At 61.9% G+C, this 13,424-nt stretch carries 10 protein-coding genes; 7 read left to right on the forward strand and 3 right to left on the reverse strand.

The window, feature by feature from the left end; genetic code table 11:
* Positions 1-119: 119 nt before the first annotated feature.
* The 4 genes from HCZ30_RS10520 (at position 120) to pgi (ending at position 4,600) form a co-directional block, all read left to right on the forward strand.
* Entirely contained in the window at positions 120-701 is a 582-nt protein-coding gene (locus tag HCZ30_RS10520; RefSeq protein WP_167638249.1) for an HNH endonuclease, read from the forward strand.
* A 113-nt stretch (positions 702-814) separates the two neighbouring features.
* On the forward strand, positions 815-2,269 hold the full coding sequence (gene zwf, locus HCZ30_RS10525) for a glucose-6-phosphate dehydrogenase (protein ID WP_167638250.1): 1,455 nt from the start codon (positions 815-817) through the stop codon (positions 2,267-2,269).
* Positions 2,270-2,327: 58 nt separating this feature from the next.
* A complete protein-coding gene (pgl, locus tag HCZ30_RS10530) occupies positions 2,328-2,999 on the forward strand; it encodes a 6-phosphogluconolactonase (RefSeq protein ID WP_167638251.1) in 672 nt (223 codons plus the stop codon).
* Positions 2,996-4,600, forward strand: coding sequence for a glucose-6-phosphate isomerase (gene pgi, locus HCZ30_RS10535; protein WP_175581019.1), 1,605 nt, complete (start codon positions 2,996-2,998; stop codon positions 4,598-4,600). The genes pgl and pgi overlap by 4 nt, the downstream gene beginning before the upstream one ends.
* Before the next feature lie 68 nt (positions 4,601-4,668).
* Here pgi and HCZ30_RS10540 read toward each other — a convergent pair whose 3' ends face one another.
* Positions 4,669-5,223 carry a fasciclin domain-containing protein gene (locus tag HCZ30_RS10540; RefSeq protein ID WP_167638252.1) on the reverse strand — a complete coding sequence of 185 codons (555 nt, stop codon included), beginning with the start codon at positions 5,221-5,223 and terminating at the stop codon, positions 4,669-4,671.
* Positions 5,224-5,543: 320 nt separating this feature from the next.
* The gene (locus HCZ30_RS10545) at positions 5,544-7,586 is read right to left on the reverse strand and encodes an ASKHA domain-containing protein (RefSeq protein ID WP_167638253.1); all 2,043 of its coding nucleotides are present in this window, start codon (positions 7,584-7,586) and stop codon (positions 5,544-5,546) included.
* Between the two features lie 181 nt (positions 7,587-7,767).
* Between HCZ30_RS10545 and guaB the strand changes: the two genes are divergently transcribed.
* The 3 genes from guaB (at position 7,768) to HCZ30_RS10560 (ending at position 12,503) form a co-directional block, all read left to right on the forward strand.
* Positions 7,768-9,213, forward strand: a complete 1,446-nt coding sequence (gene guaB, locus HCZ30_RS10550) for an IMP dehydrogenase (RefSeq protein WP_167638254.1) — start codon at positions 7,768-7,770, stop codon at positions 9,211-9,213.
* Positions 9,214-9,251: 38 nt separating this feature from the next.
* Positions 9,252-10,400, forward strand: coding sequence for an RsmB/NOP family class I SAM-dependent RNA methyltransferase (locus tag HCZ30_RS10555; RefSeq protein WP_167638255.1), 1,149 nt, complete (start codon positions 9,252-9,254; stop codon positions 10,398-10,400).
* A gap of 87 nt (positions 10,401-10,487) precedes the next feature.
* Positions 10,488-12,503: a hybrid sensor histidine kinase/response regulator gene (locus HCZ30_RS10560; protein ID WP_167638256.1), complete on the forward strand. Its 2,016-nt coding sequence runs from the start codon at positions 10,488-10,490 to the stop codon at positions 12,501-12,503.
* On the opposite strand, the gene HCZ30_RS10565 is transcribed toward HCZ30_RS10560, so the two are convergent.
* Positions 12,428-13,423, reverse strand: coding sequence for a glucokinase (locus HCZ30_RS10565; RefSeq protein WP_167638257.1), 996 nt, complete (start codon positions 13,421-13,423; stop codon positions 12,428-12,430). The two genes, HCZ30_RS10560 and HCZ30_RS10565, sit on opposite strands and share 76 nt — an antisense overlap.
* Position 13,424 lies beyond the last annotated feature (1 nt).

Consider the following 13,424-nt stretch of genomic DNA (forward strand, 5'->3'; position numbering starts at 1 on the left):
GGCTCTGCATCTTGTACCACTTGTCACAGTGTCCACGAGATATATAGTCGAGTTATGGTCGGAGCGGGTGCTCCCGCTCTGGTGCTATCTAGCAGTCAGGGCAGGGGAGATTTGGTCCCATGGACGGTGATTTCAGGACAAACTTTGTCAGAGAAGGCTCGGGGCGAAGTCACCCTGCGCTGGTTCTGAACGCGGATTTCAGGCCGCTTTCGTATTATCCGCTGTCGATCTGGCCTTGGCAGGAAGCCGTGAAAGCCGTCTGGCTGGACCGTGTGGATGTCGTCGCCACCTACGACGAGATGGTCCACAGTCCCTCGACCGAGTTCCTCATACCCTCGGTTGTCGTCCTCAAAGATTATGTAGCTCCTCAAAAGCGCGTGGCCTTCACGCGCTTTAATCTTTTTCTGAGGGACGGTTTCTGCTGCCAGTATTGCGGATCGCGGGGCGATCTGACCTTCGATCACGTCGTACCCCGTGCCCGCGGCGGCATTACGAGCTGGGAAAACGTGGTGGCTGCCTGTTCTCCGTGCAATCTGCGCAAAGGGTCGAAAAGCCTGCGCCAGTCGGGTCTGAATTTGCGCAAACCACCCCGTCAGCCTACCGCAGAGCAACTTCGGCAGGTGGGGCGTAAATTTCAGCCAAGCCACGTTCACCATACGTGGATGGACTACCTCTATTGGGATGCCGAGCTGGAAGCCTGATATTCAAATTCGCTTTAATAATCCGGCTGCTGCGCTAGACTTTCTCCTGCTGTCATAATAGGTAACAGTCGTTAGCGCTAACGAGCGCATATGACCAACAGCGGAGAACTTCTATGGTTTCGCGAGTCATTCCGGTCGATGCTTTCGACCTCGTTATTTTTGGCGGCACAGGCGACCTTGCCCGCCGCAAGATCCTCCCCGGCTTGTTCCGCCGTTTCCTCTCCGGTCAGATGACCGAGGATTCGCGCATCATCGGTGCCGCACGTTCGGACATGGATGCCGACGGCTTCCGCCAGTTGGTCCGTGACGCGATTGCCGAGTTCGGCGGCGCGGAATCGAAAGAAGCCGAAGCGATCGACAAGTTCGCTGCGCGCCTCGACTACGTGTCGATCGACGCGAAAGGCGAGGGCGGTTGGTCCGATTTGGCCGGCAAGGTCCGCGACGGCGTCGTCAAAGCCTTCTATTTCTCGGTCGCGCCGAGCCTCTTCGGTGATTTGGCAGAGCGTCTGCACCTGCACCACATCGCCGACGCCGAGTCGCGCATCGTGGTCGAAAAGCCGTTCGGCCGTGACCTCGAAAGTGCCCGCGCACTGAACCAGTCGCTGGCAGAGCACTTCCAGGAATCGCAGATTTACCGCATCGACCACTATCTGGGCAAAGAGACCGTCCAGAACCTAATGGCGATCCGCTTCGGCAACGTTCTGTTCGAGCCGCTGTGGAACAACCACTACGTCGACCACATCCAGATTACCGTTGCCGAAACCGTCGGCGTGGGCGGTCGCGGGTCCTACTATGACAAAGCGGGCGCGATGCGCGACATGGTCCAGAACCACCTGATGCAGCTCCTTTGCCTCATCGCGATGGAGCCGCCGAACAAGTTCGAGGCCGACGAGGTGCGCACCGAAAAGCTAAAGGTCATCCGTGCCCTCCAGCCGGTCGATCACCACCATATCGTGCGCGGCCAGTACGACAAGGACGGCGACGAGCCGTCCTATCGCGAAGACGCGGAAAACCCGCGATCCTTCACCGAAAGTTTTGTCGCCATGAAGGTCGGCATCGACAACTGGCGTTGGGCCGGCGTGCCGTTCTACATGCGCACCGGCAAGAAGCTGAAGTCGCGCGCGTCGGAAATCGCCGTTGTGTTCAAGGACCTCGGCCACTCGATCTTCGAAGGCGACGAGGCCCGTCACCGCAACATCCTCGCGATCCGTCTGCAACCGAACGAAGGCATCGACCTTCAGGTCACGATCAAGGAACCGGGTCCGGGCGGTATGCGCCTGATCGACGTTCCGCTCGACATGACCTTCTCGGAAGCTCTCCAGCTTGAGGCCGACGAGGCGCCGGATGCTTACGAGCGCCTGATCATGGACGTGATCCGTGGCAACCAGACGCTGTTCATGCGCGGTGACGAGGTCGAGGCTGCTTGGGCTTGGACCGATCCGATCATCAACGGCTGGGAAGCCCGCAACGACGTGCCGAAGCTCTACGACCAAGGTTCGGCTGGGCCGGACGATGCGCTGATGCTTATGCATCGCGACGGTCGTCGTTGGCGTGACATCAAAGGCTAAGAAAACAAAGCAGGCGGGGACTTCCCCGCCTCTCTGCTCCTAAACGCAGGAAAAGACTATGGAACTAATCGAATACGCAGACGTCGACATGCTGATGATCCAGCTCGCGAACAAGATCGCGGGCCAGCTTCGCGAAAGCCTGCAATCGGAAGACTTCGCCACGCTCGCCGTTCCGGGTGGCACCACCCCCGGTCCGATGTTCGACTCGCTCTGCGCCGCCGAACTGGACTGGTCGCGTGTGAAGGTCATGCTGACCGACGAACGTTGGGTTCCCGAAACCTCGGACCGCTCAAACACCCGCCTCATCAAAGAGCGCCTGCTGACCGACCGCGCCGCTGCCGCGACCCACCTTCCGCTGTTCGCCGAAGGTGGCACCGCCGAAGAAAAGCTGCCCGAAGTCGCTGGCCCGATCGAAGCGAACCTGCCGCTCTCCGTTTGCCTTCTGGGCATGGGTGCCGACATGCACACCGCTTCGATCTTCCCCGGTGCCGACCGTCTGAATGACGCGCTGACCGGCACCGACACCCTTTATCCGATGCGTGCTCCCGGTGCGCCGGAACCGCGTATTACCCTCTCGGCTCACGTGCTGAACAACGCGATGCGCCGTCACATCCTCATCATCGGGCAGGAAAAGCGCGAGGCGCTGGAGAAAGCCCGTCACCTTTCCCCGCAAGAGGCACCCGTGGCCTCGATCCTCCAGGGGACAACCGTTCATTGGGCAGATAAATGACCATTTTTGACGCACTGAAAGCGCATCAGGCGACCGTTGCGGATCGCCGGATCGAAACCATGCTGGACGCAGGCCGTGCCAAGGATTTCTCGGCTTCGGCAGGCGAGTTGCTGTTCGATTACTCCAAGACCAACATCGACGGCGAAGGCCGCGCGCTGCTGATCGACCTGCTCGAACAGACCGGCGTTGCCGCCAAGCGCGACGCGATGTTCTCGGGCGAGAAGATCAACGAAACCGAAGGCCGCGCCGTGCTCCATACCGCGCTGCGCAACATCGACGGTAAGCCTGTCGTCGTTGACGGCGAAGACGTGATGCCGGGCGTGCTCGAAACGCTGGCCCGCATGGAGAAGTTCGCGACCGAAGTCCGCGACGGCATCTTCGAAGGTCAGGGCGGCAAGATCACCGACGTGATCAACATCGGCATCGGCGGCTCCGACCTCGGTCCGGCGATGGGTTACCTCGCGCTGGCGCCTTACGCTGACGGCCCGCGCTGCCACTTCGTATCGAACGTCGATCCCGCCGACATCTTCCAGACGATGGAAAAGTGCGATCCAGCAACGACCCTCGTGATCGTCGCGTCGAAGACCTTCACCACCATCGAAACGATGACCAACGCCCGCACCGCCAAAGAGTGGATGAGCGAGCAGGTCACCGACGCGTCGGCCCAGTTTGCCGCGCTGTCGACCGCGATGGACAAGACCGCCGCCTTCGGCATCCCCGCCAACCGGGTCTTTGGTTTCGAGGACTGGGTCGGTGGCCGCTACTCCATGTGGGGTCCGATCGGTCTGTCGCTGATGATCGCCGTCGGTCCGCAGAACTTCCGCGAGTTCCTGCGCGGCGGTCAGGAAATGGACAAGCATTTCTGCTCCACCGAGTGGTCGCAGAACGTCCCCGCGATGCTGGCTCTGGTCGGTCTGTGGCACAATCAGGTCTGCGGTCACGCGACCCGCGCCGTGCTGCCCTACGACAACAACCTCGCGCGCCTGCCGGCATACCTCCAGCAGCTCGAGATGGAGTCGAACGGCAAGGGCGTCAGCATGGACGGCGAAGACCTCGCGTTCAACAGCGGTCCGGTTGTCTGGGGTGAACCCGGCACCAACGGTCAGCACGCCTTCTACCAGCTGATCCATCAAGGCACCCGCGTGATCCCGTGCGAATTCCTCGTTGCCGCCAAGGGCCACGAGCCGGAACTGCACTACCAGCACCAGCTGCTCGTCGCGAACTGCCTCGCGCAGTCCGAAGCGCTGATGAAGGGTCGTTCGCTGGACGAAGCGCGCGGTAAGGTCGCTGACAAGTTCGAAGGCGCAGAGCTGGAACGTCAGGCCAAGCACCGTGTGTTCGTCGGCAACCGCCCGTCGACCACGCTGGCCTACCCGCAGCTGACGCCGCTCATGCTCGGTCAGATCATCGCGCTCTATGAACACCGCGTGTTCGTTGAGGGCGTGGTTCTGGGCATCAACTCCTACGACCAGTGGGGCGTCGAGCTGGGCAAAGAGCTCGCAACCGCGCTTCAGCCGGTCGTCGAGGGCAAGGAAGATGCGGCGGGCAAGGACGGCTCGACCGCTGCGCTGGTCGGCTTCCTGCGTGGCAACGGCCTCTGATTTTCCATCAAAGAACGCAAAAAGGGCCGCCCGATGGGGCGGCCCTTTCCGTTTGTATCTCTGGGAGATTACATTACGGGGGTCATGACGTTGTCGATGACGTGGATGACGCCGTTCGACTGCTTCACGTCAGCGATGGTGATGGTGGCCATGGTGCCGTTTTCGTCGGTCAGGGTCACAACGCCGTCGTCATAAGCAGCGTCGAGGACACAGCCGCCGAGGGTCGGGACTTCGTGCATGCCGCCGTCATCGGCGATCATACCGCGCAGGGCGTCCGACATGACTGCCTTGTCAACAACGTGGCAGGTCAGAACTTGGACCAGCATGTCCTTGTTTTCCGGCATCAGGAGCGATTCAACGGTGCCTTCCGGCAGGCGGTCGAATGCAGCGTTGGTCGGAGCGAATACGGTGAACGGGCCTTCACCCATCAGCGTTTCGGCCAGACCGGCGGCCTGAACTGCAGCGACGAGCGTGGTGTGATCTTCGGAGTTGAGTGCGTTTTCAACAATGTTCTTGTCTTCGTACATCGCAGCGCCGCCAACCATCGGGTTATCAGCGAGGGCAGCAACCGGAGCAGTCAGAGTAGCGATCGAAAGGGCGGCAATAGTAGCAAATTTATTCATTTCGTAACCTCATGGGTTTGCGTTGGTAGTGCTGAGGTTTACGGGGGTCGATCTCGGTTGGATCTGTGAATTTCTTCACGAAATCCAAACGATAACGTGAGGAATTAAGCTGCAACTATTCCCGAAGCGGTGCGTATGTGCGTAGGGATTTTGGCTTTAAGGGGTGGGAAAACCGCGCTGTAACCGCCGTGAAATTTTTTCAGAAAAATGATGATCCGGCCTGATTTTTTCGAAATCCGGACTGATCCGGTGGAAAATCGGGCGGTCGGAATGCAAAAAGAGGCGCCCGAGAGCGCCCCTTTGATCCGAATTTCGGGATTTTAGCCGCGGCGACGTCTGCGACCGCCGCCGCCGTCGCCTTGGTTCTTCTGATTATAGTCCACCACCGGCAGCGTCACGATACCCGACAGGTTCGGGAACGTGTCCGTGGCGTGCGGGATCGCGTTCGCGTTGACGAAGTGCTCCTGGAACTTCGGCTCGATCGCGGTTTCGACCTTGGTGATCTGGTGGACGATCTGTTCGATGTCCGACCGCGCGCCAATGTTCGACAGCGCGATACGCGCGCCGGTGCCTGCGGCGTTGCCTGCGGACTGGACCTTTTCCAGCGGCACGTCGGGGATCATCCCGAGGACCATGGCGTGCTTGGCGCTGATGTGCGCGCCGAACGCGCCGGCCAGAACCACGCGGTCCACGGTTTCGACGTTCATCTCGTCCATCAGCAGGCGCGCGCCTGCGTAGAGGGCCGATTTCGCAAGCTGGATTGCGCGGATGTCGCCTTGGGTCACAGTGATGCGCGGCCCGCCGTTCGCAATGCCGTCATAGATGACGTACTCGTGGGTGCGGCCCCTGGCTTCGCAACGCGGAGTGCCCGTCATCTCGGCCGAGCCGATGAGGCCCGATGCGTCGAGGATGCCTGCCATACGCATTTCCGCGACGGCTTCGATAATGCCCGAGCCGCAAATGCCTGAAATGCCGGTGCCTTTGGTCGCCTCGGCAAAGCCTTCGTCGTCCGACCACAGGTCAGAGCCGATCACGCGGAAGCGGGGCTCTTTGGTGACGGGGTCGATCTCGATCCGTTCGATCGCGCCGGGAGCGGCACGTTGGCCGCTGGAAATCTGCGCGCCTTCGAACGCCGGACCCGTGGGCGAGGAACACGCGAGAACGCGGGTCTTGTTGCCCAGCAGCAGTTCGGCGTTGGTGCCCACGTCCACGATCAGCACGAGGTCTTCGGACTTACCCGGCTCTTCGGACAGGGCAACGGCAGCGCAGTCGGCACCGACGTGACCCGCGATACACGGCAGGATATAGATCTGTGCGGCAGCGTTCATCGCGCCGAGGCCCAGCTCGGTCGAGGTCAGCGACATCGCGTCCGAGGTCGCCAGCGCGAACGGTGCCTGACCCAGTTCCACCGGATCGAGGCCGATCAGCAAGTGGTGCATGACGGGGTTACAGACGAACACGGCCTCAAGAATACGGGCAGGGTCGATGTCCGCTTCCAGCGCAATGTCCTTGGTCAGCTGGTCGATGGCTTCGCGCACGGCGCGGGTCATCTCCTGATCGCCGCCCTTGTTCATCATCGCGTAGGACACGCGGGACATGAGGTCTTCGCCAAAGCGGATCTGCGGGTTCATGATGCCGGCAGAGGCCGCAACGAGGCCCGTGCGCAGGTCGCAAAGGTGCGCGGCAACGGTGGTCGAGCCAAGGTCGATGGCGAGGCCGTAGACGGGCGTCTCGTCGAAACCGGGGTAGATATCGACCAGCGTGTGGTCCTTGCTGTGGTGGTCCTTGTGCAGCGCGACGGTGGCTTTCCAGCCGCCCTTGCGCAGAACGGGCTGGAGCTTGCGCATCACCGACAGCGGGGCCGCGACGCCTTCGATCTGCCACTGGTCCTTCAGCGCCTTGCAGAGACGTTCCAGATCGCCCGACGGCTCGTGCATGTCGGGTTCCTGAACCTCGACGTAGTAGAGCTTCGTTGCGGGGTCCATCACGATATCGCGCTGGGTCGCGGCCTTGCGGACGACCTGACGGTGAACTTGGCTCTCGGCCGGAACGTCGATCACGATGTCGGACTGCACGGTCGCCTGACAGCCCAGACGGCGGCCCTTGGTCAGACCGCGCACGCGGTCGTAGCGCTCTTCGACCGCGTTCCATTCGGACAGCGCGTCGTCGGCGACATGAACGCCGTGTTTGGGGAACTCGCCATAGGAGGGCGTGATCTGGCACTTGGAACAAATGCCGCGACCGCCGCAGACGCTATCAAGGTCAACGCCAAGCTGGCGCGCAGCAGTCAGGACGGGAGTGCCAACGGGAAAACGCCCCCGTTTGCCGGAGGGCGTGAAGATCACAAGGGGATCGGTCGTCATCGGGGTATACCTGTTCGTTTGACCTTGGATAACGCGAAGCGCGGTAGCACAAGTAGCGTCTTACCGTCATCTTTTGAACGGTATGCGGCATTGCACAAAGTATAGGTCGCATTTGGCCTTTCCCCTCGGGCAGTTCCATGCGATAGGGACGCGCCAAACGAAGCAATCCACGGAGACGCAGATGGAGATTCGCGAGGCCCTCACCTTTGATGACGTTCTTCTTGTGCCGGCGGCGTCGTCGGTCCTTCCTGCGACCGCGGACACCCGCACGTATGTAACCAGACAGATCGCTCTGAACATTCCGCTCTTGTCCTCGGCCATGGACACCGTCACCGAGGCCCGCATGGCAATCGCCATGGCGCAAGCCGGCGGTATGGGTGTCATCCACAAAAACCTGACGGTCGAACAGCAGGCGCGCGAAGTGCGCCGCGTGAAGCGTTTTGAATCGGGCGTTGTCTACAACCCCGTCACGCTCCGCGCCGATCAGACGCTGGCAGACGCCAAGGCGCTGGTCGAACGCTACAACTTCACCGGTTTCCCCGTTGTCGACGAGAAAGACCGCGTTGTCGGCATCGTCACCAACCGCGACATGCGCTTTGCCGAGCGTGACGACGCTCCGGTTTCGACGATGATGACGACCGAAGACCTCGCCATTCTGCGCGAGCCGGTCGACCGCGACGAAGCGATTAGCCTGATGAAGGCCCGCCGCATCGAAAAGCTGCTGGTCACTGACGCGAACGGCGTTCTGACCGGTCTGCTGACGCTCAAAGACACCGAAAAGGCCGTCCTGAACCCGACTGCTTGCAAGGACGAGCTGGGCCGCCTCCGCGTAGCTGCTGCGTCGTCGGTCGGCGATGCGGGCTACGAGCGTTCGATGGAACTGATCGACGCGGGCGTGGACATCGTTGTTGTCGACACCGCCCACGGCCACAGTCAGGGCGTGATCGACGCGGTCAAGCGCATCAAGGCGGAATCGAACGTTCAGGTCGTCGCCGGTAACGTAGCCACCGCCGCTGCAACCGCAGCGCTGATCGAAGCTGGCGCGGACGGCATCAAGGTCGGCATCGGCCCGGGCTCGATCTGCACCACCCGCATGGTCGCAGGCGTTGGCGTTCCGCAGCTCACCGCGATCATGGATTGCGCATCGGCAGCGGGCGACGTGCCTGTCATCGCCGACGGCGGCATCAAGTTCTCGGGCGACTTCTCCAAGGCGATCGCCGCTGGTGCGTCCTGTGCGATGGTCGGCTCGATGATCGCTGGCACCGACGAGTCTCCGGGCGAGGTGATCCTCTATCAGGGCCGTTCGTTCAAAGCCTACCGCGGCATGGGTTCGCTCGGCGCGATGGCGCGCGGCTCGGCTGACCGCTACTTCCAGAAGGACGCGGCCAACGACAAGCTCGTGCCCGAAGGCATCGAAGGTCAGGTAGCCTACAAGGGTCCGGTTTCGACCGTCCTACACCAGATGGTCGGCGGTCTTCGCGCTTCGATGGGCTACACCGGCAACGGCACCGTCGCTGACATGCGCAAGAACTGCAACTTTGTCCGCATCACCGGCGCGGGCCTCAAGGAGAGCCACGTGCACGACGTGCAGATCACCCGCGAGAGCCCCAACTACCGCATCGGATAAAAGGAACAGGGCCCGCTCCGGCGGGCCTTTTCATTGATATGACACCAGCCGCCCGCTACGCCGCCGCAATCACGATCCTCGACGAAATCCTTGGCGGTGACGCTGCCGAGCCCGCGCTGCTGCGCTGGTCCCGCAATTCCCGCTTTGCCGGATCCAAGGATCGCGCCGCCGTGCGCGATATCGTCTTTGACGGCCTGCGGCGGAAGATGAGCGCCGCTGCGGTTGGCGGTTCGCTGTCCGGTCGCGGCATCGTTCTGGGCCTGCTACGTCAGGATGGTCTGGACCCGAGCGAGGTCTTCACCGGCATCGGCCACGCACCCGTTCCGCTGGCCGAAAGCGAGCAGGCGGCAGGCACCCCCGAAGGCCCTGATGCCGTCGACTGGCCCGCATGGCTTTGGCCCATGCTGGAGGTCGATTGGGGCGAGAAAGCTACCGAGGTTGCAGGCGCCCAGCGTGACCGCGCACCCGTATTTATCCGCACCAACACCGACATGGTGACCGCGCAGGCGCTCCGGAACATTCTGGCAAACCAGGGCATCGGCGCAGAGCTTCATTCCAGTGTGAGTACCGCGCTGGAAGTCACTGACAATGCGCGGAAATTGACGAACTCCGAAGCCTTCGCCGATGGTCTGTTCGAGCCGCAGGATGCCGCGTCCCAAGCCGCCGTCCTGCGCCTCCCGATCAACGAAGGCGATACTGTTCTCGACTATTGCGCTGGCGGCGGCGGCAAGTCCCTCGCTCTGGCCGCGCGCGGTGCCAAAGTCACCGCCCACGACATCGATGAACGCCGCATGAAGGACATCCCCGTGCGCGCCGAACGCGCTGGCGTGAAAATCGACGTTGCCCCGAAGCTCGGCAACCAGAACTTCGATCTGGTGTTCTGCGACGCGCCTTGCTCGGGCAGCGGAACATGGCGCCGCACGCCGGACGCCAAATGGCGCCTGACTGACGAACGCCTCGCCGATCTGATGCGCATTCAGGCTTCCGTCCTCCGCAATGCCGCGCCCTTCGTCAAGGCGGGCGGCACGCTGGCCTACGCGACGTGCTCCGTCCTGACCTGCGAAAACCGCGACGTTGTGAACGCGTTCTGCGAGGCCGAGGTCTGGGAAGTCACCGACGAAATGTCGCTCATCCCGTCCGCCGATTGGGACGGTTTCTACCTCTCGGTGCTACGTAAACTACCTTAAGTAGTTGCCTCAGCCGTTTTCTCCCGCCATTCTTAACCCGTCGTTAACGATTGCGCGGTTTAAAGGGAGAAAACGACGGAGCCCGAGATGGAGCAGCAGAACACGCGCGCGGATTTACTGACGCTGATCGGTATCCTGATCTTTGCTGCCGCCGGACTGACCGTTTTTCTCCTGTCCCCGTCGCTCGACTACCGCGTGGGCAGCGCGCTCGTGGCTTGCATCATGAGCCTGTCGGGATCGTTCTACGCACTTGTGCTACTCGCGCAGCGGCAGCATCGGCGCTGGAAAATCGACGCGCTTCGGACATTTGTCGAGGCAAGTGGGACGCATTCCCTGCTCGACGGTAACGGGCGAATTATAAGCGCCGACAATGGGTTGAGGACCGTTCTCGATGCCAATTTCGCCGATCCGGCCAATTTTGTCCGCCGTCTGCAAAGTCAGGCTAACGCGAACGGCACGACCCATGAAACCGATCGTCTCCGGTTCGACATTACCCCAGCCGGCTTCGACCTTTTCATCTGGCAAGTAACCGAACTCGCGCCCAAATCCGCGCCAGTGGAGCTCGTGGCTGAGCCGGAGTCGAAATGGAGCTCCATCGAGGATCTGCCCGTTCCGCTGCTACGCATCGCCAAATCGGGGCATGTGACCAATGGCAATCGCGAGGCGCGGCAACTGCTCGGTCAGACGTTTGCTAAGCCGGTGAAACTGTCCGACCTGCTGGAGGGGCTTGGTCGGCCCGTGACCGACTGGATTGAGGACATCGCCTCCGGTCGAAGCGGGAGCAGCCGTGAATTCTTGCGCGGCACGGGCGATCGGCAGGACTTTTTCGTGCAGGTCGCCTTGCACCGTATGGGAACGGGCGCGGACACCCATCTTGTCGCAGTGCTGCACGACATGACCGAGTTCAAAGCCCTCGAAGCGCAGTTTGTGCAGAGCCAGAAGATGCAGGCCATCGGTCAGCTTGCTGGCGGAGTCGCGCATGATTTCAACAATTTGCTGACCGCTATTAAAGGGCACTGCGAGCTGCTGCGATTGGCCGAGAGGCCCGAAGGTCAGGAGGACCTTTCGCAAATCGAGCAGAACGTGGATCGCGCTGCCGCTTTGGTCCGGCAATTGCTGGCGTTTTCCCGCAAGCAGAACCTCGAACTTGAGGTGATCGACGCCAACGCTGCGATGGCTGATCTGACGCAATTGCTGAACCGTCTCGTGGGTGAAAAAGTGCAGGTCCACTGCCGTTCGGTCGAGTCGCCTTTCGCGTTCCGAGCAGACAAGCGGCAGCTCGAGCAGGTCATCGTAAACCTCGTCGTGAACGCGCGTGACGCGATGCCGAATGGCGGGCGGATCGGGATTGAGACCGCGAACGTCACCCTGAACCGGACACAGGTCAGGGATCGTGCGACTTTGCAGGCTGGGGACTACCTTCAGATCAAAGTGTTCGACCAGGGCACCGGTATTTCGCCCGAAAAACTCCGTAAAATTTTCGAGCCGTTTTACACAACCAAGAAGGTTGGTGAGGGCACCGGCCTCGGCCTATCGACCGCTTACGGCATCGTCAAACAGTCCGGTGGTTTCATCTTTGTGGACAGCGAACTCGGGCGCGGCTCGACGTTTTCGCTCTATTTCCCGCGTTATGACAACGGCACGCCGAAGGTCGTTGCCGAGCAGGCCGCGCCGCAGATTGCCAGCGCCGCCAAGGTGCTCTTGGTGGATGACGAGGCTCCGGTGAGAGCGTTTGCAACGCGGGCGCTTCGGCTCAAGGGGTTTGAGGTGATCGAGGCGGATAGTGGCACCATGGCGCTCGAACAGCTCGGCCGCCACGGGGACATCGACCTGATCGTGACCGACGTGATGATGCCCGGTCTCGACGGCCCGTCTTGGGTGCGGGAAGCGCGCAAAACGCATCCCGCGACCCACGTGATTTTCATGTCGGGCTATGCCGAGGAAACCTTTGCCGAGCACCGTGCGGAGCTCGACAACACGGCGTTTCTGCCCAAACCGTTCTCGTTGGCGGAGCTGACGGAGGCGGTTCAGTCAGCCTTGTCGGTGATGGGCTGCGTGGCAGAGGCGCAGAGGTGCGCGGCGCAACCGGTCAACGCGGCGTAGTCGTCTTCGACCACGGTGACCGAGAAGTTCTTCATGAAGCCTGCAAAGCGGCCCTTATCGCGGAACGCATCGCCGAAACCGTATTCGTTGAGGTAGGGCGCCATCGCGCGGGCCACGCCGCCGACGAGGTAGACGCCGCCGAACGGCAACTGGATCAGCGACAGGTTGCCCGCAACGGTACCGAGCATACGGACGAAGACCTTCACGGCCTCGACCGCGCGCTCGTCGGAGCCGTCGGCGACCGCGGCCATGATGTCTGCGGCGCTCTTCTGGCGGGGGTCGTTTTCTTCTTCGCCGAGGAAGGCGTAGACGTGGGTCAGACCGCGGCCCGACAGCACATCCTCGACCGACGGGAAGCCGTGCGCCGTTGACACGTATTCGCAAAGGCGGAGTTCTTTTTCAGTGCGGATCGGCAGGTTGCCGTGGCCCGATTCCGATGGCGGGACCAGACGTCCGACCTCGGTTTCAAACACGGGTGCGCAGTTGAAACCGGTGCCAACGCCGATCACCATCTTGGCGGCGTGGTCGTGGGCTTCGGGGCCCTCCAGCACGACGCGCAGGTTTTCGGAGGCGATGTGTCCGATCGCGTGACCCTGCGCCTGAAGGTCATTCAGGATCGCAACTCGCTCGGCATTGGTGGAGCGGAGCAGGGTGTTCTTGTCGATCGTCCAGTCGAGGTTGGTCATCGTCGCGCGGCCATCGCGCACGGGGCCGGCAACGGCAACGCAGGTCGCAGCGGGATCGACGCCGCATTCCTCGTCGATGTACTTGCGCAGGATGGTTTCCAGACCGGGATGGTCGGCATTGCTGTAGCGCTTGATCGAGTCCTGAAGGATCGTCCGACCGTCGGCGAGGGCCACGCGGGTATTGGTTCCGCCGATATCGGCCACGAGCGACAAAGTGTTGGCAGGATATTTCATA

Origin of the sequence: Marivivens donghaensis (assembly GCF_011806565.1) — a bacterium.
GTDB lineage: Bacteria > Pseudomonadota > Alphaproteobacteria > Rhodobacterales > Rhodobacteraceae > Marivivens > Marivivens donghaensis_A.